The organism is Streptomyces sp. NPDC006012, assembly GCF_042871185.1.
Lineage (GTDB): Bacteria > Actinomycetota > Actinomycetes > Streptomycetales > Streptomycetaceae > Streptomyces.
Genome location: NZ_JBIAIE010000006.1, coordinates 70613 through 92197, shown reverse-complemented (window position 1 = coordinate 92197; position 21585 = coordinate 70613). Strand labels below are relative to the sequence as shown.

The window sequence follows — 21585 nt, the reverse complement described above, 5'->3', positions numbered from 1 at the left end:
CCGGTGAGATCCCTGCGGACGCGTCACGAGGGACGACGGGAAGAGGGGGGTCACGGATGTCGGGGGAAGCCGCGTCAGGGCTGCGCCGGGACGCCATCGGGCTGCGCGAGGTCCTGTTCCAGAGCATCACGGCCATGGCGCCCGCCGCCGCGGTCGCCGCTTCCATTCCGTCGGGTGCGGCCTTCGCGGGTGGCAGCCTGCCGCTGTCCGTGCTGATTGCGCTGGTGGCCTGTCTGTTCACCGCCTCCTGCGTGGCCGACCTGGCTCGGGAACTGCCGGCGGCCGGTTCGGTCGCCACCTACGCGGCGCGGGGTCTGCATCCCGCCGTGGGATTCCTCGTCGGCTGGGGTTATGTGTTCGTGGAGGCACTGATCCCGCCGCTGCTGCTCCTGCAACTGGGCTTCACCACGGCCGGCACACTGCACGAGGAATGGTCGTCGTATCCGGCGGACCTGTGGTGGCCCTGGTCGCTCGCGGGCGCCGCCGTCATAGCGGTCGCCGGGTATCTGGGCGTGCGCGCCTCGGTCCGCTTCGGCCTGGTCCTCGGCGTCTTCGAGGTTGTGGTTCTCCTGGTGTTCGCCGGCTGGCTCATCGGCAGGGCGGGCGCGGACAACACCCTGTCGGTCTTCGGTACGTCGCACACCGTCGACGGCCAGGGAGGCATCAGCGGCGTCTTCGCGGGTTCCGTCTACACGGTGCTGGCATTCGCCGGCTTCGAGGCCGCGGCACCGCTCGCCGAGGAGACACGCGACCCCCGGCGGACCATGCACCGCGCGGTGCTCGGCGCGGCCCTCGGCATCGGCCTGTTCTACGTGGTGACGACTTACGCGATGACCGTCTACTTCGGTCCCGACCGCTTCGGGACGTTCGGCGCGTCGGGCGCGGCGTCCTGGGAGGGGGTCGCACGGGCTTCGTTCGGGCTCTTCTGGGTGCTGGTGTTCCTCGCGGTGGTGAATTCGACGATCGCCAACGCCAACGCGTGCGCGAACGTCTCCACACGCACGGCCTTCGCGCTGGCCCGCATTCGTGTCCTGCCCGGATTCCTCGCCCGGCTCCATCCCACGTACCGCTCCCCCGTCGCGGGCATCGCGGTGCAGAGCGCCGTAGCCGTGGGCGCGATACTCGGTCTCGGTTTCGGCTACGACCCGGTGACCGCGTTCCTGCTGTTGGCCACGGTGATCGTCACCGTCGTCATCGGTGTGTACATCGTCGTCAATCTGGCCTGCGCGGGATACTTCCTGCGCCGGGGGCGCGCGACCCTCAAACCGGTACGGCACCTGCTGTTCCCGTTGCTGGGCACCGTGGCGTTCGTCCCCGCCCTGCTGACCGCTGCCGGAGTACCGGCGTTCGACTTCGTGACCCGGCTGGCGGCGCCGGTTTCGTACGCAGGCCCGGTGGTCGGCGTGTGGATGGCGGCCGGAGTCGTCGTCCTGGTGATCCTGATACGGCGTCACCCCGACCGGATAGCCGACACAGCCCGTGTCCACCTCGACGAACCCGTGTCCGCCGGCCCTCGGCAGAATGGAGCTGCACAGCGATGACCGACCCGCGCGTGCTGACCGTACGGCCCGAACCGGGCGAGTACGCCTGGACGTTCGGCGGTGTCCCGCCCGTGGCGCGGATCACGCCCGGAACGGTGCTCGACCTGTACACGGAGGACTGCTTCGGCGGCCGGGTGCGGTCCGAGAAGGACCTGGTGTCCGAGGTGTGCGAGTTCCCGTTCCTGAACCCGCAGACCGGGCCGTTCCACATCGAGGGCGCCGAGCCGGGCGACACGGTGGCCGTGCACTTCGTGTCGATCGAGCCGGCCCGTGACTGGGCGGCGTCGACCACGGTGCCCCTGTTCGGCGCGCTCACCTCGACGCACAACACGGCCACGCTCCAGCCTCCGCTGCCTGAGACCGTGTGGATCTGGCAGCTGGACCGGATGCGGCGCACCGCGCTGTTCCGGGCGCACGACAGCAACATCGAGGCCGAGTTGCCCCTCGATCCGATGCACGGCACCGTGGGCGTGGCCCCGGCCAATCTGGAGGTGCGCTCGGCGCTGGTGCCCGACGCGCACGGCGGGAACATGGACACGCCCGAGATGCGGGCGGGCGTCACCTGCTACCTCGGGGTGAACGTCGAAGGTGCGCTGCTCAGCCTGGGTGACGGGCATGCGCGGCAGGGCGAGGGCGAGACCTGCGGGGTGGCGGTCGAGTGTGCGATGAACACCGTCGTGATCGTCGAACTCCTCAAGGGCGTCTCCACCCCGTGGCCCCGCCTGGAATCCGACTCCCACATCATTTCCACCGGTTCGGCACGTCCGTTGGAGGACGCCTTCCGGATCTCCCAGCTCGACCTCGTGCAATGGCTGGTACGTGACTACGGCTTCGCCGAGCTGGACGCGTACCAGTTCGCGACCCAGGCGGTCGAATCGCCGTTGGCCAACGTGTGCGACACCAACTACACATGTGTGGCCAAGATCCGCAAGGAATGGCTGCCGGCCCGCGAGACCCATCGCGGGCTGCACGCGCAGCTGCGCGAGACCGCGGCGGGGCTGCGTATCTGACCTCGCCACCGCACTTCCCCGAGTCCCCCACTCCCGAAAGGTGATCGCCCATGGACCGGTCCAGACCGCTGCCCAGCAGACGACGCATCCTGAAGGGTGCGGCCCTCGCCGCGGTGCCCTACGCACTGCTGCCCGGCACGCGCGCCGATGCGCAGACGCTAGCCGTCGACTATCCGTCCGCCGAGTGGCAGCCCGCCAGCACCTCCAACTTCACGGAGTCCACCCGCCCCAGCGCCTACTCCGTCGACCGCGTGATCGTCCACGTCACGCAGGAGACGTACGCCACCACCCTGTCCATTTTCCAGAACCCGCAGAAACAGGTGTCCGCGCACTACGTGGTGCGGTCCGCCGACGGGCACGTGGCCCAGTGCGTGCGCGAGGCCGACATCGCCTGGCACGCGGGGAGCTGGAGCTACAACACCCGCAGCATCGGCATCGAACACGAGGGATGGGTGGACCAGCCCGCCTACTTCACCGACGCGCTCTACGAGCAGTCGGCGAACCTGACGGCGGCGATCTGCGACAGGTACGGCATCCCCAAGGACCGGACGCACATCCTCGGGCACGCGCAGGTGCCCGGGACCGATCACACCGATCCGGGGCCGAACTGGGACTGGGTGCGCTACATCAGACTCGTCAACCTCGCTTGACCGGACCCGTCGGCAGCGGAGGGGGCGGCCCTGCGGTCCAACGGGCGCACGCCGGGCGTAGTACACCGGCGCGCGCCCGTCGCCCATCGTTCGGGTGAGCCCGGTCGAAACGGTTGTCCGGGCCGACCCCCCGAGTGACGATGTCCCCAGTCGCATCGCCGTCCGGGGGGAGGCCGAGTTGACAGAGCCGTGGGTGGCCCTGGAGCCGGGGGCCGATCCGACCGAGCGCGTTCGCGTGCTGCGCCGGGCGCACGAGACGTTCACCACGGCCGGCACCGTGCCGCGACCGGTGCGGTCGGTGGTGGCGGATTCCTGGCGGCGCTCCGCGCGGGCGGGGGTGGGGCCGGACGGCAGCGCGCACGTGGAACTGACGGACGGCGACCTCGGCGCCTACCGCGCCGAACACCCGCTGGCCCAGGTCATGCCGCTGTTCCGGGAGCTGATGGGCACGTTCGCGGCGGACGGAGAGCATCTGCTCGCCGTGTGCGACGCGCACGGCAGGCTGCTGTGGGTGGAGGGCCATCCCGCCACCCGGCGCAGGGCGGACCGGATGAACTTCGTGCCGGGTGCGCGCTGGGCGGAGAGTGCCGTCGGGACCAACGCGCCGGGCACGGCCGTCACCGTCGACCGGCCCGTGCAGGTCTTCGCGGCCGAGCACTTCATCCGGCAGGTTCAGCCGTGGACGTGTGCCGCGGCGCCGGTGCACGATCCGCGCACCGGTCGGGTGCTCGGTGCCGTGGACATCACGGGCGGGGACGGGCTGGCACACCCGCACAGCCTGGGGTTCGTGCAGGCAGTGGCGCGTGCCGCCGAATCCCAGTTGGCACTGCTGGCTCCGCCACGGTCCGGGGGCGAGGCGGCCGCTCTGACCTCGCTGGGCCGCGACGAGGCGCGGCTCCTGCTGGCCGGGCGCACACTCGTCCTCAGCCGTCGGCACAGTGAACTGCTGGTGCTGCTGGCCCGTCACCCGGAGGGCCTGACCGGAGACGAGTTGTTGTGCGCGCTGTACGAGGACGAGTCGGTGACACCGGTGACGATCCGCGCCGAACTGGCCCGATTACGCAGGCTGTTGGGGCCTGGACTGCTGGCTTCACGGCCGTATCGGCTGACGGCCGTGGTGGAGTCCGATGTCGCCGTGGTGGAGCGGCGGCTGGCGGCGGGCGCCATCACGGCAGCCGTGGCCTCGTACGCCGGTCCGCTGCTGCCGGGTTCGCAGGCGCCGGCCGTCGTACGGCTGCGGCGGAGCCTGGCCGACGGCCTGCGCGCGGCGCTGATCGCGCGCGGCGATCCCGATCTGCTGGCCGACTGGGCGCACGCGCCCTGGGGTGAGGCCGACGTGGAGGTGTGGCGGGCGCTGGCCGTGCTGCGGCCGACGCCGTCGGTCCTTTCGCGTCTGACCGAACTGGACGCACAACTGACGGCACCGCGCGCCCCTGCCGCCGATCCGGCCGGGGCACCGACATGCCGCCGGGCCGGGGCGCCGACCGGCCGCGCAACGTGGTTGCAACGTCCGGGTCCCTAGCCTCGCCGCCCGAGCTGTCCAACGGCGGGCAGCGCTTCACCGGAGGCAGACCACGATGACCCGTTACACGGCGCCCGGCACCGAGGGCGCGCTCGTCACCTACCACGCGCGCTACGACCACTTCATCGGCGGGGCGTACGTGCCGCCGGCGCGCGGGCAGTACTTCGAGAACCCGTCGCCGGTGAACGGACAGCCGTTCACCGAGGTGGCACGGGGCACCGCGGAGGACGTGGAGCGGGCGCTGGACGCGGCGCACGCGGCCGCTCCGGGCTGGGGTCGTACGTCGGTGGCGGAGCGGGCCGGCATCCTGCTCAAGATCGCCGACCGCATGGAGACCTCCCTCGAACCACTGGCGGTGGCCGAGAGCTGGGAGAACGGCAAGCCGGTGCGGGAGACGCTGGCGGCCGACATCCCGCTCGCCATCGACCACTTCCGCTATTTCGCTGGGGCGATCCGCGCGCAGGAAGGGTCACTGGGCGAGCTCGACGACGACACGGTCGCCTATCACTTCCACGAGCCGCTGGGTGTCGTGGCACAGATAATCCCGTGGAACTTCCCGATCCTGATGGCGACCTGGAAGCTCGCGCCCGCACTCGCGGCGGGCAACACGGTGGTCATCAAGCCGGCCGAGCAGACCCCGGCGTCGATCCACTACTGGATGAGCCTGGTCGCGGACCTGCTGCCGCCCGGTGTGGTGAACATCGTCAACGGCTTCGGCGTCGAGGCCGGCAAGCCGCTCGCGTCGAGCCCTCGGGTGGCGAAGGTCGCGTTCACCGGCGAGACCACGACGGGGCGGCTGATCATGCAGTACGCCTCCGAGAACATCAAGCCGGTCACGCTGGAACTCGGCGGCAAGTCGCCCAACATCTTCTTCGATGACGTGTGGGCGCGGGACGACGACTTCCGGGACAAGGCGCTCGAAGGATTCACGATGTTCGCGCTCAACCAGGGCGAGGTCTGCACCTGCCCGTCCCGGGCGTTGATCCAGCGTGGTCACTACGCCGAATTTCTCGACGCGGCGGTCGAACGCACCCGGCAGATCACACCCGGCCACCCTCTGGACACCGACACGATGATCGGCGCCCAGGCGTCCAACGACCAGCTGGAGAAGATCCTCTCCTACCTGGACATCGGCAGGCAGGAAGGTGCCCGAGTCCTCATCGGCGGTGAACGCATCGAATACGAGGGAGAGTTGAAGGGCGGATACTACGTCCAGCCGACCATCTTCGAGGGCGACAACCGCATGCGGATCTTCCAGGAGGAGATCTTCGGCCCGGTGGTCTCGGTCACCTCCTTCGACGACTTCGACGACGCCATCAAGATCGCCAACGACAGTCTGTACGGCCTCGGGGCGGGCGTGTGGACGCGCGACGTCAACACCGCCTACCGGGCGGGCCGGGCCATCCAGGCGGGCCGAGTCTGGACGAACTGCTACCACGCCTACCCGGCACACGCGGCGTTCGGCGGTTACAAGCAGTCCGGGATCGGCCGGGAGACGCACAGGATGATGCTGGAGCACTATCAGCAGACGAAGAATCTTCTGGTTTCGTACTCGCCGCAGAAACTGGGCTTCTTCTAGACAAACGAAAAAGGCGCCTGACCTGGGTCTTCACCCGTCAGGCGCCTTTCGCGCAGTCGGCTCTCAACCGAGCCCGGCTTGCGCGCCAACCCCCAGTTCCTCCTACTGCTGCACCCCTCCTGGCCGGTACGTCCGGACCAGTCACGGGCCCAACCCCCGCCTCAGCCCTCGGGTGCGTCGCCTCGACTGAGGACTCCGTCGTTTTCGCCGAGTTTGTCAGCCACGTACGCCTGCAGGTCGTCGCGGATGTCGTCGGGCTCCCACTTCGCGCTGGCCAGCAGGTACTGCAAGCCGTCGGGGGCAGAGCGGCCCGCCTGCTCTTCCAGTTGCCAGCTGTGTTTGCGGGCTACCGGGGCGGGCAGACCGCGTACGTAGTCGCGCATGCGGCGGAGCTCAACTCGGTGGAAACAGTGATGGATGGTCAGGAACGGGTCGTACAGTTCGTGGTCTCAGTGTGCGGCATCACGCTCGGTGATCACATCGGGAGTTTCCCTGGCCGCTGCCACTACCAGCGGCGGCGGCACACGTTTCTGGGACGGCCTCCGCGAGACTGTCCCTGACCACCCACCGGCCCGCTACGATCCAGCCGCCCAGCGAAACCCGCAGCTCAGACAGCGAAATCTGCTGGAGTACCAGGCCATCGCCCCGCCGGTGCGCGCTCCACCGGCGGCAGTACCAAGCCGGGGCAGCAGCGCTCTGATCGCGGCTCATGCCAAGAGAGGTGTCTGCGGCGCAGTCCTGCCATCCTTCAGAGAACCCTTCGCGCCAAGGGGCCGCGCCCATATACGCCGGTCCGGCCGGCCCGAGGGCGACCGGATACAGTGCGCAGGACGGCAGCCTGGTCAGGGAGGGGAAGCGTGACCGCCACCAGCAACATCCGACCCGCCGACGGTGAAGCGCGAGCGCCGCGGCAGAGCCGACTGCGCCGCCTGATGCGCCACATCCCCCTGGTCGCCCCCGTCCTGCTGTGGGCCGTGCCCTGCTGGGTGCTCCTGTACGGCGGCCAGCACTGGCCGCTGCCCGTCACGCTGATGGGCACCGCCCTGTTCGTCCTCGGCCTCATCGGCATGCCGCTCGCGATGGTGCGCGGCCACGGCCGGCGTCAACAGGACCGGGCGGCGATCGTCGGTGACACCCTGCTGGGCACCAGTTGGGTCCTGTTCACCTGGTCCGTGCTGATCGGCGTCCTGTTGCGGCTCGCCCTGGCCGTGGCCGACGTCGGCGAGAGTCAGGACCGGGCCCGCATCGTCACGTGGGCCGTCCTCGGCGTATCCGCCGTACTGCTCGGCTGGGGGTACGCCGAGGCCCGCCGTGTGCCACGGGTGCGCCGCCTCGACGTGCAACTCCCCAGGCTGGGTGCTGGGTTGGACGGCCTCCGCGTGGTCCTCATCACCGACACCCACTACGGCCCGCTCGATCGCGCTCGCTGGTCGGCACGGGTGTGCGAGACGGTGAACACTCTGGAAGCCGATCTGGTCTGCCACACCGGCGACATCGCGGACGGCACGGCCGAACGCCGCCGCGCCCAGGCCGTCCCACTCGGCACCGTGCGGGCCACCCGGGCCCGCGTATACGTCACCGGCAACCACGAGTACTACAGCGAGGCCCAGGGCTGGGTCGACCTGATGGGCGAGCTGGGCTGGGAGCCGCTGCGCAACCGCCATCTGCTGCTCGAACGCGGAGGCGACACCCTCGTGGTCGCCGGCGTGGATGACGTCACCGCCGAGTCCTCCGGCCTGGCCGGCCACCGCGCCCACCTCGCCGGAGCCCTGGACGGCGCCGACCCCGGCCTGCCCGTCCTGCTCCTGGCACACCAGCCCAAGTTCGTCGACCGGGCGGCAGCCGACGGCATCGACCTCCAGCTCTCCGGCCACACCCACGGCGGCCAGATCTGGCCCTTCCACCACCTGGTCCGCATCGACCAGCCCGCCCTCGCCGGCCTCAGCCACCACGGCCCCCGCACCCTCCTCTACACCAGCCGCGGCACCGGCTTCTGGGGCCCGCCGTTCCGCGTCTTCGCCCCCAGCGAGATCACCCTGCTCGTGCTCCGCTCCCCGCACCTGCCCACCTCGCCGTAGACGGGCGAGCCACCACATGCCCTGGAGGTGTCCCGAGCTGAGGGGTGCGGCGGCCGAACCGTGTTACCCGTTTGGCCTGCTGAACTGCGTCCTCGTAGTCACGGTCGTCGTACCAGCCCGCTACCAGCCATGATCGCCCCCTTCCACAGCCCAGCCGTCTCGCCCAGAAGCCGACCGTACTGGCCGTGGACGACACGGTCAGTCCAGCGGCTGGGTGGTGTCGTCCATGCCGCCCATGACACGCCGGTTCGTGGACGCGCCCGGTGGCGCGTTGATCAGCCTCGCCCGGCATCGTTGAGTGCGCGACGGATCTGGTCGACGTCGGGCGCCCCGGCCAGGCCGCCGGGGGTGCGGTACATCCGGCACGCGAGGGTCGGTGCGGCTCCAGGCTCGGCGAACGGGTCGCGGCCGTCGATGAGGATCGTCGGGGAGCCGGTGAAACCGGACCGCTCGGCCTCGGCCTGGTCGCTGACCACCCGCGTGGTGACGCCGGTGGTGGTCAGCCCGGCGGCATCGAGCGCCTGGCGCACCCGTTCCTCGGCGAGCTGCTGGTGCGGGCAGTCCGGTACGACCAGGACCTCGATCTCCATGTCTCCAGGATCGCGCGCCACGGCGTCAGACTGAAGGGGTCGGCCTGGCCGGGGACGCCTGAGCTGCGGACGGGTGCCGTGCGGGAGGGGCCGCACGGCAACCAGCCAGGTGCAGGGGCGGGACGGACCGTCCAGGGTGGCCGAAGGCCGGCGCGTAACGCCGCCGCAGGCGCCCTTGACCGGCCGGCCCGGCCCGCACACTCCACGGGCAAGATCAGTACCGAGGTGCGTACGGCCTGCCCGGCTGCGGATACCGGTTTCCCGGCTGAGGGTAGGAGTTCCCCGGCTGCGGATTGCCCGCCTGCGGGTACGGGTTGCCCAACTGCGGGTTGCCCGGCTGCGGATACGGGTTGCCTGGCTGCGGGTACGGATTTCCCGGCTGCGGGTACGAGTTACCCGGCTGGGGATAGGGGTTACCCGGCTGCGGATTGCCCGGCTGGGGCTGTGAATTGCCCGGCTGCGGCTGCGAGTTGCTCGGCTTTATGGTGAACGAGCCGTTCTCCATCGGCCCCGGCGCATAACCGCCACTGGTCAGCGCCTGCGGCCCCATGGAGTCCATGGACCCGCCATCCACGGAGACTTTGGTGAAACGCACGCTATCGAATTCCGGATAGGCTTGGTTGGGCGACTCGATGACCGCCTCCGCGCTGACATTATTTGCTTGCAGCGTCTTTTTGACCTGCTGGGTCCAGCCCTTGGTGTTGTTGGTCAGGGCCAGTGAGTAACCGCCCGCGCCATCGGAGGTGACCGACGCGGTCATGCTGTCCCCCTCGGAGACGGGATTCTGCCAGTACACCGGTGGGGCCGGATACATCTCGTACCAAGCGGTGGTCACCGGGGAACCGCTGGAGCAGTCGGTCTGCACCCCCGTCTGTTCCACCGTGCGTGAGCCCCAGCCGTCCAGCCCGACCCAGGGGGCGAACTTGTCGCTGTTGGAACGGCAGGCGACATGCGGCTGGGTCCACGAGCCGGTGATTTTGGTGAAGCTGCCCTGGATCACGTAGCCGCCCCAGTTCGAGTCGCCTGACTGGTAATGGGCCCTGGGGTCGAACCGCACAGTCGGCATCGCAGTGGCTGCGGAGGCCACCGGGGAAAGAGCTGTCGCGGCGAGAACCAGCCCTGCTGCCGCGAATGCGGCCGGGGTGCGCCGTGTAGTGCCTGCGCTGCCTATTCGCATAACGATGACCGGTCTCCCTGCGAGATGTGAAAATGGCGTGGGGTGAGAGGGGACCGTCCGTGCGGACGGTCTACGGGGACTGGTGGTGGCAGTGCCGTCCGCAAGACGTCGTGCCGCCGAACGACTTGACGCGAATCGCCGCAGGGGCGGCGAATTGCCGGCGAGCCAATTGACTCGTCGCGCGGCCGTAGCCATTCGTAAACAGGACCGGTGACGCTGCCGGCATTCGACGGATGGTGTCGCGCGGCGTCTGAGGCTTTCGCCCGGCGACGACTTGCTCGGATATTTCATCCCACTGATAGCGATAGCAAGTGTTTTGTGATGGTCGTCACCAGGCCGCTCCCCACATCGTTACCGGAGGGCCGGAGGGCGTTTTAATCGATTTAGAACCGTTTTCATGCGTTGTGACCGCCCGAAAGAACCGTCATTTCGGACATCAAGCGACCGACAAGCCCGGCCCCAGGGCCCCAGGCGCCCAGGGCATCACTCGCCACCACATCGGGCGATACCCGCAGGTCGACCACGCCGCCACGTGCACCAATTGCAATAAATTCGGACGTAAGCCCTTAAAGCGCCCACTTGACTGGGCGGCGCCGCCACGCCGCAGCGCACCGGGGGCGACGGCAGTGCAAGTGAGGGCGATTCTTGAAAATCGGCACTGCCCGCAGTTCCGTGAAGCTCATTGGCTGGGCGAGGATCCAGGCCCGGAGGAGTCCGAAGGAGACTCGGTGATATATTTCCTGTTTGGGTAATTTCGCACGTTTTACGCGCCCGTCGACAGGCCCGGAACTCCAAGGCGAGGCAGGCCGGCGGTGACGGCGCCGAGGTCCTGGCCGGCAGAGGAAGCCGGCGAAGCACGGTCGAGGTGTGCCCGGTCTCCTCACGGAAGGGGGAAAGGGCGGATGAGGTAACGGATGCGGCATTGACAGTCGCCAGGATCGGCGCGACGGTGAAGGTTCTCCTGTGGCCCGAGACCGGAGGTCGCCCCTTGCCCGGTTCGCCAGCTCCTCTTTCGGACACCGACCTCATCGAACGCGTACGTGAGCTCCAGCCGCTCATCCGCTCGCAGGCCGTGCACGCGGAGCAGCAACGGCGGGTCACCGGCGAGGTCGTCGAGGCTCTCACGGGCGCCGGGATCCACCGTATGAACGTTCCCCGTCACTACGGGGGCTACCAGACTTCGTTGCGGACTCAGATCGACGTGCTGAGCGAGATCTCCGCCGCGTGTGGGTCGGCCGGGTTCATGGCGTTGATCCAGGCTGGGTGTGCGTTCATCGCGGCCCTGTTCCCCGACGAGGCTCAGGACGAGATCTTCACCGTGCCCGATGTACGGATCAGCGGCACTCTCGTCCCGAGCTCGAAAGCCGTTCCGGTGGACGACGGCTATGTGGTGAACGGAAAATCTCCCTTCGCGACCGGCTGTCAGAGCGCCGACTGGCATTTGCTGACCGCGCTGGCCGGCACCGGGGAGGGCCCGCCGGAGATGCTGTGGCTGGCGATCCCCATGGCCGATCTCAAGGTGCTGGACGACTGGAACGTCTCCGGTCTGGCCGGGAGCGGCAGCAACACCGTCGTTGCCCAGGATGTTCACGTGCCCACCCGTCGCGTCCTGCCGGTGGGGCCGTTACTGGCGGGCGGGTATCCGTCGCAGCGCAACAGCACCGACCCCTTCTACGGGATGCCGGTGCTGTTGCTGTTCTGTGCCTGGACGGCCGCGAACGCCCTGGGTCTGGGACGGGCGGCCTTGACAGAGTTCAGGGAGCGCATCCATCAGCGGGGCATCACGTACACCTTCTACGAGCGTCAGCACGAGGCCCCGGTGACGCATCTCCAGTTCGCCGAGGCCGCGATGAAGGTCTCCTCCGCGGAACTGCTCGCCGCCGACTTCGTGGGGCTGATCGAATCCAGGGTGGCGGACGGAGCGCCGTACACGACGGAGGAGCGAGCCCGGATCAGGGCGCAGTGCGGGTATCTGACGCGGTTGTGCAAGGAGGCCGCGGACCTGATCGGGTCCGCTTCGGGTGCCTCGGCCCTGAACCGGGAGGTGCCGGTCCAGCGGATCGTGCGGGACCTCACCGCCCTGAACGTGCACTCGTTCGTCAACCCCGCCGCCAACCTGGAGCTGTACGGTCGGGTGTTGTCGGGGCTCGATGCGCGTACGCCGTTTCTCTAGTACTCCGCTCGAAGTTCGCTGTCGTCTCTGGTCAGACGGGCAAGCATGGCGGGATGCGGGATGCCTGGGCGAGGGCGAAGCCGGTGCGGCCGACGGCGGGGACCTTCCGGGCCGGGCCTAGGCCCAATGCTGGTGACTTAGATGTCCTCGTTCGTTGGTTGTGGTGTGGCATGGGGTGGGCAGGTCAGGTCGCCTGCGGGTGAGCGTTTGTCGGACCGGATCGCGATCGGGGTGCTGACAGGGGCGTTTCCGTCGCGGCTGGTCGACGAGGTGATCGCGGAGACCGGACGGGGTGAGCGGCGCAGTCGTCTTTTGCCGGCCCGGGTGGTCGTGTACTTCGTGCTGGCGATGTGTCTGTTCTTCGGGCAGCCGTATGAGGAGGTGTCGCGGTTGCTGGGCGCGGGTCTGGGCGATGCGGGGCGCTCGTGGCGGGTGCCGACGACTGCCGCGATCGGGCGGGCGCGTCGGCGTCTGGGCGTTGAGCCGTTGAAGTTGCTGTTCGCGCGGGTGTGCCGTCCGGTGGCGGTGCCGCAGACGGTGGGTGCGTGGTATCGGCGGTGGCGTCTGGTGGCGGTGGACGGCACGACGTTGGACCTGGCGGACACGGCGGAGAACGACAGCTTCTTCGGCCGCCCGGGGTCCGGGCGGGGGACGGGCGCGTTCCCGCAGGCCAAGGTGGTGGCGCTGGCGGAGTGCGGGACGCACGCGGTGTTCGGTGCGGCGGTCGGGTCGTTGTCGGTGAGTGAGCCGGTGCTGTCCCGGCAGTTGTTGACCGGGCTCGGGGCGGGGATGCTGCTGCTGGCCGACCGGGGCTTTTACGGGTTCGAGCTGTGGCAGGCCGCCCGGGCCACCGGCGCGGACCTGCTGTGGCGGATGCGTAAGAGCGCGGCTTGGCCCGTGGTTCAGGTCCTGGCCGATGGCTCCTGTCTCAGCGCCGTCCATGCCGAGTGGGACCGCAAGAGCCGCCGCAGCCCGGTGGTGGTCCGGGTGATCGAGTACACCCTCGCCCGCACCGGCGACGCCACCGTCTGCCGCCTGCTGACCACCCTGCTCGACCCGGAGGAAGCACCGGCGGACGAACTGGCCGCGCTCTCCGCCCAGCGGTGGGGGATCGAGACCACACTGGACGAGATCAAGACCCGCCTGCGCGGCCCGAAGCTCGTCCTGCGCTCGAAATACCCGTGGGGCGTGGAGCAGGAGATCTACGGCTTCCTCCTGGTGCACCACGCCATCCGGTAGCTGATGCACCAGGCCGCGACCGGCCAGGGCCTTGATCCCGACCGGTTCTCCTTCACCCGGTCCCTGCGGACCGTGCGCCGCCAGGTCCCGGCCCAGGCGGCGTTTTCCCCCCGGCAGACTCGCCCGGGCACTGACCCGCACCCTGGCTGAGATCGCTGAGCGCCTGCTGCCCGCACGCCGCCATCGCACCTGCCCCCGAGTGATCAGACGCAAGATGTCCAACTGGCCGCTCAAACAGGCCGAGCATCGCAACTGGACACCACCCGCACCGCACAGCATCACCATCACTCGGCGGGACAGAACTTAAGTCACCGACATTGCGGTTAGGCCCGGCCGCTGTGCCCGTCGCTCATCGGCTCTGCGCACCGCTTCGTGGATCCTTCGACGGTTCTTCCTCGGAGGACCTGGTGCGTGAAGGACTCATCGCCGCCAGCAGAACCGTCCCTGTGACGGCAAGTACAAGCATCACTCCGGCCAGCACCCAGGCGGTAGTTGTGATACCGAGGGCCGCGAGCAGATAGCCGGCCAGGAGACCGCCCAACGGAATCGCGCCGTTGGGGAGAATGCCGCTGGCTCCGCTGACCTGGCCCAGGAGTGGGGACGGTGTGGCATTGACACGGTACAGACCTACCGCGACACCGCTGAGAGCACCGATGCCCCCGACGCCGAACCAGGCGACTCCCTGGACAGCAGGGTGTCGAGTGGCAGCGACGGCTGTGGCGCACAGTGTCCAGCCCCAGAGTGCGAAGGCAAAAATCCGGCGGGCCGAGAACGAACCGGAGACCCGTGATGCGACTGCCGCGCCCACGAGGCCGCCGACGCCGGAGCCGGCCAGCAGCAGGCCGAGGACCCAGGTCGGCTGACGGTCCTGGGTGGCGGAGACGATGAACAGCAGGATCATGCACTGCCAGAGCATGTTGGTGGCACCGAACAGAAAGTTCGTGATGCGCAGGAAGGGCTCGTGCCAGAGCCACGTGAGGCCCTGGCGCACTCCCCTGGGCGGCTGGCTGCCCACGGTGCCGGGTTGGTCGACCGGGTTCATGCGGCGGCCGTCGACCATGCTGAGGGTCAATGTGGCGACGGCGTAGGACCCGAGGTTGGCGAAGAACGGCAGCCACCGCATGACGCCGTAGAGGACGACTCCGACGGCGCGGGACAGCAGGACGGCGGCGTGGGTCTGTGCTTCGTACAGGGACAGGGCCGTAGGCCGCTGGTCTTCTTGGACGACGTCCCGGATGGCCGCCATCTCGGCCAGCTGGAAGTAGACGAAGAAGCACCCTTCGGTGAAAACCAGGGCGATCACCGCCGGCAGGAACCAACTCACATCGAGCATGCCGAGCGTGACGAGAACGGCTGCTGTGACGAGTCCGCCGGCTTGGCATACAGCCATGGTGCGGCGCCGGTTGCGGGTGTCGGCGTTCAGCCAGGCGGGCAACTGCACCAGGATGTTGGGCAGTGCTCCGGCGAAGGTGACCCAGCCCGCGGCTACCGGCGAGCCGGTCTCGGCCAACGTCAGCAGCGGGTACGCGATGCGGGCGCTGTTGGTGCCCAGCAATGAGGTGCCGTTGCCCAGCCACAGCAGCATGAAGTCACGGTTCCGCCATACCGAGACGGCTTTCATCGGACGTCCCGCATGGTCGGCCGGTCCGCCTGGTCCGCCTGGTTCACCCCGGCCGCACCAGCCTGCCCTTGCATTACGGTCGGGGCGCCGCGCACCGATAAGGCCGGGGTGCCGCAGTCGACCACTGAAACTGCCATGGCCGCCGACTCGCGAGCCGGGATCAGCGCCCGTAGCGAGCGCAGCGCAGGGGGGTGTGGGAACCGTCGGTGAGGCAGATCCGCACGACTGCGGCCCCGCCGGGGACGTCCGCCGGCACGGTCATGAAGAAGCGGGCGCTTGAGCCGCACACGACGTTGGGGCTCAGTTCATCCCCCAACTGTCCGTCGTGGGTGTCGAGGGTGTACGCCCGGGTGGCCCGGCAACTCGGGATGTCGGCCGAGCTGACCGACTTGTGCTCGCCGGACACGATGACCGACCGGTCGTGCCATTCGATGAGGCCCCTCGTGTACGTGTTCCCGATGGTGACGTCGAATTCACTGATCGGGTAGTCCGCGGCGTGGGCGTCGGCAGCAGGGGCGCCCAGGAGCGTGCCCGTGGCCAGCGCGACGGTGCTGAGGGCAGCGGCGAGATGAGTGCGCATGCGGTCTCCAGGAGTTGTGCCTGTCGCAGCTGTCGGCTGACAATTGCCCCAGTGTCCGGGCACACACTGATCGCGTCTACGGCAGATCTGGCCAAGTGTTGCGACGACTTGAACGCACCCTCGGCTGCGGCCGCGGCAACAGCGGCGTCCGGATTCGGGCGGAGCACCGGAAGCCCAGCCGAGAGAAGCACCGAACCCCCGGCCGGGGCAGCTCATCGGGCCGGGAACCGGCCAAGCGGCTCACCGCATCGGGAGCGCAGCCGAGCGGATCACCGGCATCGGAATGTCGAGAATCCTCGCTTGACAAGGAAGTAAGGGCCGAGACCGGGTTCCGGGTTCTCTCGCACACCCATGGGTTTTCGGACGGAGTTCAGTTCGATGAACTGCGCGTGCCCGTCCCGTGTCAGACCGATCCGCGGCCCGGGGCCCTACGCGGTTCCGGACGGTCTGTGGGCCACGCGCGCGACGATCGTCAAAGCACTGAAACACGAGGAGCACTCGATTGACGGGGCCGGCGAATGCCGGCTACGTGGCGAAACCCTTCCTGAGCCCGTCGAGAACGGTCAACTCGCGGGAGGACAGCGGCGGTTCCGAGAGCCGGGGCAGAGGGGATCCGTTCATCGCGGCCAGGACGGCTCTCGGGCGCAGCAGGCGGGTCGGGCCGGTGGTCAGGCTGGTGACGTCCCACAGGGCGGATGCCGCATCGTAGGAACCGGTGGCCGCACGCCCCCGCGGCCAGCAGCCGGGCGCGCACGCCGACTCCGGGCAGCAGGTCCTCCATCGCGGTCAGGCCGCCCGCCATGAGCAGGTGTGCGTGGCGCCCCTGGGGGACGCCCTTTCGGTTCTCGGGGCCGGCGGGCAGAGCGTCGCGGTCGAGGAGGAGGACTTCGTCGACCGCGGGAGACAACGCTGCGGCAGCCAGCATGCCGGCCGGCCCCGCTCCGACGACGACAGCTCTCCCCCTGATGCTCCTTCATGCCGTGGTCGGTGCGGTCACGGCTCTCCCGCTTGCCGCGGTCTCGCGAGCCGCGCGCGCGCCAGCGCTTCGGCCAGGTCCAGGAGTTCACTGGTGAGCCGGTACTTTCCAGGATTCGCCGAGGAGGCTTCCCCGTTGACGGAGTTCCGGCGGGCCGCCTCCACGGTCATGGCCGCCTCCGATGCGGCCCGGGCGCTCCTGGTCGTGTGGCCGTGGTCGACCGCGGCCTGGTACGCCTCTTCGCCCACACGGTCGTCGAACTCGGCCGTCAGACGCAGCAGCGCGTCGTGGATCGATACTTCGAGCAGGTGGAGACGGGTCCTGGGCAGTTGCCAGAAGGACGGCTGGGGCTTCGGCACGGTCGCCACGTCCCGTACCTCCAGCCACAGCGGCTCCAGGCTGCGGAACTCGGTCAGGCTGCGGCGCTGCGCGGCGACCGCGGAGACCAGTCCCGGCAGGACGAAGCCGGCGGCGCAGAGCAGGGCACCGAGCGAGGCGGCGGGCGGGGCGACGGTCGTGGAGAGGAAGTCCAGGTCGTACCCGAGCCATCGGGCCACGACCGCCGTGGCCTTGGTCAGGAAGAACCCGGCCACGTCCAGCGTCAGTCCGGCGAGGAGCAGCTTCAGACCCGTTCGGAGCAGGCCGGTCACCTCGCCCCGCACCCACCGCAGGCACAGCAGCGACATCACTACCGTCGAGGCCAGGTGTGCCACGAGGTAGAGGACGATCATCTCCCGCATGTAGCGGGTGTTCGCATAGTAGGTGTCGAGGTCCTGGAGACGTTCCGCGTCGGCGTCCGCCAGAGAGAAGAGGACGACGATGGCGATGATCAACGAAACGTAGACGGCGATGCCGACGCGGACCATCCGCCGCACCTGCCGGGGCGGGCCGCCTCTCCAGCGGATCAGCAGGATCAGCAAGGATCCGCTGTAGGCGGACAGCGCGCTGTAGGTGAGCGGCGCACCCGCGTTGGGGATGCCCGTGAATCTGTTGAACGCGGCCAGGGTCGCGGGGGCCGCGCAGAAGAAGGTCAGGGCACCCAGGCAGATCGATGCGCAGGTGGGCAGGGTCAGCGGGTTCCGGGGAGCCGTCCGCGGGTGACGGAAGATCAGGACAGCGGCCAAGAAGAAGACCAGAGCCGCTATGTACACGACAAGACTCATGTGCCGTGGCTCCGTTCGGCTCCGCCCGCGATGGGGGTCGGTTCCGGGTGCACCGCGGTCGGGACCGATCCTGGCCGTGGGGGTTCGAACCGGGTGCGGAAGGCGGCGACGGTGCTGGAGGTGGCGAGCGCGTCCGCGAGGGGGCCGAGCGCCGCCGAGCCCGGTGTCAGCGACAGCCGGTCGGCGGTGTCGAGGGGGCGGGCGCCCGGCGTTCCGCTGAGTGCGGCCGCCGCCGCGACGGTCACGGCCCACGCCGTCGAGGTCGCGCGCTCGGGGTCGCCCGACGCGTGCAGTTCCGCCGCATGGGCCCGGTCGTGGAGTCTGCGGTCGTAGAACTCCTCGATGTCCCTGAGGCCGTTGAGAATGCTGCTCTGGCGCCAGATCAGCCACATGAGGGGCGAGAACGGACGCGGTACCCGCAAGGCCCGCCGGGTGAGGACCCCGTCCAGTTCCCGTTCGAGCGGGGCGAGCCGGACGTAGTCGCGCAGCGCCTGCCGCACGTCCGTCAGGCGCGGCCCGGCGAGCGGTACGAGGACGCCCACCGCGGTCAGGAAGGCTCCGACTCCGGCGCAGACGGGGGCGATCGTCGTGCTCAGCACCGACAGGTCCTGCCCGCTCCAGCGGGCGACGACGGCGATCAGCTTGGAGATGCTGTACCCGGTACTGATCAGTGTGCCGGATCCCATGATCAGCAGGCCGCCGCGCAGCCAGGGACGGCACCGTACCCGGCGGGCCCAGCGCAGCGACCGCAGCGAGGTGACGGTCACGGCCGTCAGATGCGCCACGAGGTACAGGACGATCATCTCGGCGATCCAGGGGGTCGCCGAGTAGTAGGTGTCGAAGTCGGTCCGGCGTTCCTCGTCCGCGCGCCCGATCACGAACATCACGGCGATGGCGACGACGACCGCGGCATAGCCGCACACCCAGCGCCGAGTGATCCGGCGCGCGTCGGATCCGGCGCGCCAGTGGGCGATCAGCACCAACGACGCCGCGCCATAGGCGGTGATCGATATGTAGGTCAGGGGCGCGGCCAGGTTGGGTACGCCGCTGAGGTCGTTGATCGTCCCCACCGTCGGCGGCGCACCGAAGAGGAAGCACAGCGATGCCAGGGCCAGTACCGCGTTGATGGCGCGCAGGGAGGGATCGCGCCAGTGACGGACGAGGTCGGGCAGCTTCATCAGGAGTCCGAGCGACAGCGCGGCGCAACTGACGTAGTTGATCAGTCCGCTCATCTTCGGTTCCCGCCACGGTAGTTGAGCGCGGCTCCGATGCGTCCGGCGAGGTCGTCGGTGTCGGAGGGGAGTTCCATGAGGGACCGCATGCGCCGGCCCACCAGGAGCCCGAACAGCTCGGCCTCCCGCTCCTCCGCCAGCAGGAAGTCGGTGCGGGCGGCGACCGGTCGGAGCTCGTCGTGGTCGGGGACCTGACCGAGGGCGATTCTGCTCATTTTGTACATGTGCCACATTTCATGGCCGAAGATCCCCGTCTGATGCCACGGGACGGCGTCCTTCTCGACGAGGACGTCGTCGTGGTCCGTGCGCTCCAGCCAGAGTCCGGTGGCTGCCGATACCGCCGGGAAGTTCACCTTGTGCACGTAGATGGGCCGGCCACGCCACTGGATCGCCGCCTGGACGAGGGCATCGAAGAGTTCTTCAGGACGGGCCGGGGCTTTTGCCCGGATCGGGTCGATGAGTGTGTCGGCGAATCTGCGCATCTCCTTGTTGCGGTTCTGCGCCAGCCGCCACCGCTGAAGGCCGCTCATCATGCCCATGCGCAACTCCCCGCAGCGGTCGGCCGCGTGCACGTGCGGGGCCCCGGTGAACCGGGCCGGGCGTCGCGCCGCCGGACGGGCGTGCCCGTGCGCGGGGCTCTGGTGAACTCGGCCTTCATCGACAGTCTCCGCCGGTCGGTCCGCCGCCTTCGCACCCGGGGCCGGTACCGGGGCCGTCCGGGCGGGTGATCATGTCGGCCCACCGGCTGAGGCTGCTCAGCGCGTCCGGGAGTACGTGGGGCGCCCGCGCGGCGAGGCGCAGGATCTCGGGTGTGCGCAGCGCGGCGAGGGGGTCCGACTCGGCCTCCAGACCTCGCAGTACGGGTTGCAGTGCTTCGTCCAGCGCTTCGGGCTCGTCCGCGGTCAGAAACCCGGGCGGCTGCGCGAAGAACCGACGCAGCCTGTCCGCCGACTCCAGGCTGGGGACCCCCTTGGTGAGCCAGTCGCTCATGGTCTGGCGTGACACACCCGCGCTGGCGGCGAGCTCCTCGACCGAGTAGCGCCTTCCGTCAGGCCGCCGCCGGGTTCTGCGCAGGAGTTCCAGCCGTTGTCGCACCCGTTCGGCCACCGACGTCTCGTCGGCCCGCCCGCCGTCCAGCAGGGCCCGGACGATCCCCTCGGGAACGCCTGCGCGCAAGGACAGGTCGTCGACGTCGAGGGCGTCCGCCAGTCGCCCGGATCCTCCGGCGGCGTGCGCCAGCCGCTCCAGGGTTTCCCCGAGCCGTGCGTAGGCGTCTTCTGCTGTCACCGAGCACTCTCCCCGGCCGCGTAGGCCGACCCGTGGGGACCGGCACCTCGGAGGCGCCTGCCCTGCCTCAGAAATGTCAAATACTCCAGCCCTGATATGCAAGTCTGATTGACAACTCGCGAGGAGAATAGCAGCCAAAACACGTGCTGTGAGGCCCCGTTCGGACATCCTTGGCCGGTTCCGGTCGGTCCACCGCGGCGCCTGACGCCGGCCCAGGAGCCCGGCAAGCGTGCGGCCCCGGTCGGGTAGCTTGGGCCACGCGGCCCAGTGAACGTGTCGAGGTGTCAAGGTATGGGGAGGCCCCGGGCGGTATGGCAGAGGCGATCGGTTCCGAGCCGTCCACCGAGGGCACACCGCGCCGTTCCACGGTGCGCTGCGACGGCGAACTCCTCAGCTGCGTACGGCTCGTTCCCGCCCCCGACGCGTCGGCGGACGGCCGGCCGGCCGTCGTGTTCCTGCACGGCGCGGGCACCAGTGCCAAGGCGCGTTTCACCGGCCTGATGGCGGAGGCCGCCGCCCGCGGGCACGAGGCACTGGCCTTCGACTTCTCCGGGCACGGCGAAAGCACGGGAACGCTGCCGGAGTTGAGCCTGCGCCGTCGGTTCCACCAGGCCCGGGACGTGATCGACCAGCACGTCCCGAACGGCCGGGGGCTGGTCCTGGTCGGCTTCAGCATGAGCGGGCAGACCGTGGCCGACCTCGCGGCCCACTACGGCGGCCGGGTCGCGGCCGTGGGGCTGTGCGCCCCGGCGGTGTACGCCTCGGCCGCCTGGCCGCTGCCGTTCGGCAAGGGTTTCACCGAGGTCATCCGGACCCCTGACAGCTGGCGGGATTCGCCCGCGCTCGGTGTCTTCGCCGGGCTGACCCTTCCTGCCGTACTCGCGACGCCCGGCACGGACGCGGTCATCCCGCCTGCCGTGACCGAGGCCGTCGCCGGTGCGCTTCAGGAGCGCTCCCGGTTCACCCGGCTCGTCCTTCCGGAGGCGGACCACAGCCTGGGACGGTGGTTCGCCCGCGAGGAGTCGTCGCGGCGCCGGTTCGTCGAAGCCCTGCTCACCGGCGTCTGATCCGCCCGTCCGGCCGTACGGCGTGGGCGGCGCGGTGTCCAGGCCGGCGCGGCTGACCAGCCGGCTCGCGCCGTCCTCGCCCCGGCCTCACCGGTGGCCA

17 protein-coding genes and 2 pseudogenes are annotated in these 21585 nt (G+C 69.6%); 9 read left to right on the top strand and 10 right to left on the bottom strand.

The features are described from left to right. Positions 1–56: 56 nt before the first annotated feature. The 5 genes from ACFYPJ_RS13880 (at position 57) to ACFYPJ_RS13860 (ending at position 6302) form a co-directional block, all read left to right on the top strand. Entirely contained in the window at positions 57–1541 is a 1485-nt protein-coding gene (locus tag ACFYPJ_RS13880) for an APC family permease (RefSeq protein WP_389015338.1), read from the top strand. Further along, the gene (locus ACFYPJ_RS13875; RefSeq protein WP_389015335.1) at positions 1538–2551 is read left to right on the top strand and encodes an acetamidase/formamidase family protein; all 1014 of its coding nucleotides are present in this window, start codon (positions 1538–1540) and stop codon (positions 2549–2551) included. The genes ACFYPJ_RS13880 and ACFYPJ_RS13875 overlap by 4 nt, the downstream gene beginning before the upstream one ends. A gap of 50 nt (positions 2552–2601) precedes the next feature. Continuing rightward, the gene (locus ACFYPJ_RS13870; protein ID WP_389015333.1) at positions 2602–3201 is read left to right on the top strand and encodes an N-acetylmuramoyl-L-alanine amidase; all 600 of its coding nucleotides are present in this window, start codon (positions 2602–2604) and stop codon (positions 3199–3201) included. A 178-nt stretch (positions 3202–3379) separates the two neighbouring features. Then, positions 3380–4723 (top strand): GAF domain-containing protein, encoded by a 1344-nt coding sequence (locus tag ACFYPJ_RS13865; protein WP_389015331.1) that lies wholly within the window; start codon positions 3380–3382, stop codon positions 4721–4723. A gap of 55 nt (positions 4724–4778) precedes the next feature. Then, entirely contained in the window at positions 4779–6302 is a 1524-nt protein-coding gene (locus ACFYPJ_RS13860) for an aldehyde dehydrogenase family protein (RefSeq protein WP_389015328.1), read from the top strand. A gap of 161 nt (positions 6303–6463) precedes the next feature. On the opposite strand, the gene ACFYPJ_RS13855 is transcribed toward ACFYPJ_RS13860, so the two are convergent. Then, positions 6464–6685, bottom strand: coding sequence for a hypothetical protein (locus tag ACFYPJ_RS13855; protein WP_389015325.1), 222 nt, complete (start codon positions 6683–6685; stop codon positions 6464–6466). 474 nt (positions 6686–7159) lie between these two features. Between ACFYPJ_RS13855 and ACFYPJ_RS13850 the strand changes: the two genes are divergently transcribed. Then, positions 7160–8380, top strand: coding sequence for a metallophosphoesterase (locus tag ACFYPJ_RS13850; RefSeq protein ID WP_389015322.1), 1221 nt, complete (start codon positions 7160–7162; stop codon positions 8378–8380). A 275-nt stretch (positions 8381–8655) separates the two neighbouring features. Here the strand turns inward: ACFYPJ_RS13850 and ACFYPJ_RS13845 are convergent, their stop codons facing one another. Further along, entirely contained in the window at positions 8656–8970 is a 315-nt protein-coding gene (locus ACFYPJ_RS13845) for a hypothetical protein (RefSeq protein WP_389015319.1), read from the bottom strand. Between the two features lie 214 nt (positions 8971–9184). Beyond that, positions 9185–10027 carry a G1 family glutamic endopeptidase gene (locus ACFYPJ_RS13840; RefSeq protein ID WP_389015317.1) on the bottom strand — a complete coding sequence of 281 codons (843 nt, stop codon included), beginning with the start codon at positions 10025–10027 and terminating at the stop codon, positions 9185–9187. 1108 nt (positions 10028–11135) lie between these two features. Here ACFYPJ_RS13840 and ACFYPJ_RS13835 point away from each other — a divergent pair. Together ACFYPJ_RS13835 and ACFYPJ_RS13830 are read left to right on the top strand one after the other, a co-directional pair. After that, positions 11136–12320 carry an acyl-CoA dehydrogenase family protein gene (locus ACFYPJ_RS13835; protein WP_389015315.1) on the top strand — a complete coding sequence of 395 codons (1185 nt, stop codon included), beginning with the start codon at positions 11136–11138 and terminating at the stop codon, positions 12318–12320. A gap of 141 nt (positions 12321–12461) precedes the next feature. Continuing rightward, a pseudogene (locus ACFYPJ_RS13830) lies at positions 12462–13709 on the top strand (IS4 family transposase). A gap of 199 nt (positions 13710–13908) precedes the next feature. On the opposite strand, the gene ACFYPJ_RS13825 reads toward ACFYPJ_RS13830, so the two are convergent. The 7 genes and pseudogenes from ACFYPJ_RS13825 to ACFYPJ_RS13795 all read right to left on the bottom strand — a co-directional run bounded on the left by ACFYPJ_RS13825 (position 13909) and on the right by ACFYPJ_RS13795 (position 20418). Then, the gene (locus ACFYPJ_RS13825) at positions 13909–15180 is read right to left on the bottom strand and encodes an MFS transporter (RefSeq protein WP_389015313.1); all 1272 of its coding nucleotides are present in this window, start codon (positions 15178–15180) and stop codon (positions 13909–13911) included. Positions 15181–15340: 160 nt separating this feature from the next. Further along, the gene (locus ACFYPJ_RS13820; RefSeq protein WP_389015311.1) at positions 15341–15760 is read right to left on the bottom strand and encodes a hypothetical protein; all 420 of its coding nucleotides are present in this window, start codon (positions 15758–15760) and stop codon (positions 15341–15343) included. Between the two features lie 724 nt (positions 15761–16484). Then, positions 16485–16685: pseudogene (locus ACFYPJ_RS13815) on the bottom strand (pyridine nucleotide-disulfide oxidoreductase); the annotation flags it as partial. Positions 16686–16753: 68 nt separating this feature from the next. Then, a complete protein-coding gene (locus ACFYPJ_RS13810) occupies positions 16754–17899 on the bottom strand; it encodes an MAB_1171c family putative transporter (protein ID WP_389015309.1) in 1146 nt (381 codons plus the stop codon). Further along, entirely contained in the window at positions 17896–19131 is a 1236-nt protein-coding gene (locus tag ACFYPJ_RS13805) for a hypothetical protein (RefSeq protein WP_389015306.1), read from the bottom strand. The genes ACFYPJ_RS13810 and ACFYPJ_RS13805 overlap by 4 nt, the downstream gene beginning before the upstream one ends. Further along, positions 19128–19670, bottom strand: coding sequence for a toxin (locus ACFYPJ_RS13800; RefSeq protein WP_389015303.1), 543 nt, complete (start codon positions 19668–19670; stop codon positions 19128–19130). Before ACFYPJ_RS13800 ends, ACFYPJ_RS13805 begins: the two co-directional genes overlap by 4 nt. Positions 19671–19785: 115 nt before the next feature. Further along, positions 19786–20418: an XRE family transcriptional regulator gene (locus tag ACFYPJ_RS13795; protein WP_389015300.1), complete on the bottom strand. Its 633-nt coding sequence runs from the start codon at positions 20416–20418 to the stop codon at positions 19786–19788. A gap of 311 nt (positions 20419–20729) precedes the next feature. On the opposite strand from ACFYPJ_RS13795, the gene ACFYPJ_RS13790 reads away from it, so the two are divergent. Beyond that, a complete protein-coding gene (locus ACFYPJ_RS13790) occupies positions 20730–21485 on the top strand; it encodes an alpha/beta hydrolase (RefSeq protein ID WP_389015298.1) in 756 nt (251 codons plus the stop codon). Positions 21486–21585 lie beyond the last annotated feature (100 nt).

Excerpts from the sequence above, each read along its gene's own strand:
- ACFYPJ_RS13880 (WP_389015338.1), top strand. The coding sequence starts at position 57 with ATGTCGGGGGAAGCCGCGTCAGGGCTGCGCCGGGACGCCATCGGGCTG.
- ACFYPJ_RS13875 (WP_389015335.1), top strand. The coding sequence starts at position 1,538 with ATGACCGACCCGCGCGTGCTGACCGTACGGCCCGAACCGGGCGAGTAC.
- ACFYPJ_RS13870 (WP_389015333.1), top strand. The coding sequence starts at position 2,602 with ATGGACCGGTCCAGACCGCTGCCCAGCAGACGACGCATCCTGAAGGGT.
- ACFYPJ_RS13860 (WP_389015328.1), top strand. The coding sequence starts at position 4,779 with ATGACCCGTTACACGGCGCCCGGCACCGAGGGCGCGCTCGTCACCTAC.
- ACFYPJ_RS13855 (WP_389015325.1), bottom strand. The coding sequence starts at position 6,685 with ATGCGCGACTACGTACGCGGTCTGCCCGCCCCGGTAGCCCGCAAACAC.
- ACFYPJ_RS13845 (WP_389015319.1), bottom strand. The coding sequence starts at position 8,970 with ATGGAGATCGAGGTCCTGGTCGTACCGGACTGCCCGCACCAGCAGCTC.
- ACFYPJ_RS13825 (WP_389015313.1), bottom strand. The coding sequence starts at position 15,180 with ATGAAAGCCGTCTCGGTATGGCGGAACCGTGACTTCATGCTGCTGTGG.
- ACFYPJ_RS13820 (WP_389015311.1), bottom strand. The coding sequence starts at position 15,760 with ATGCGCACTCATCTCGCCGCTGCCCTCAGCACCGTCGCGCTGGCCACG.
- ACFYPJ_RS13810 (WP_389015309.1), bottom strand. The coding sequence starts at position 17,899 with ATGAGTCTTGTCGTGTACATAGCGGCTCTGGTCTTCTTCTTGGCCGCT.
- ACFYPJ_RS13805 (WP_389015306.1), bottom strand. The coding sequence starts at position 19,131 with ATGAGCGGACTGATCAACTACGTCAGTTGCGCCGCGCTGTCGCTCGGA.
- ACFYPJ_RS13800 (WP_389015303.1), bottom strand. The coding sequence starts at position 19,670 with ATGGGCATGATGAGCGGCCTTCAGCGGTGGCGGCTGGCGCAGAACCGC.
- ACFYPJ_RS13790 (WP_389015298.1), top strand. The coding sequence starts at position 20,730 with ATGGCAGAGGCGATCGGTTCCGAGCCGTCCACCGAGGGCACACCGCGC.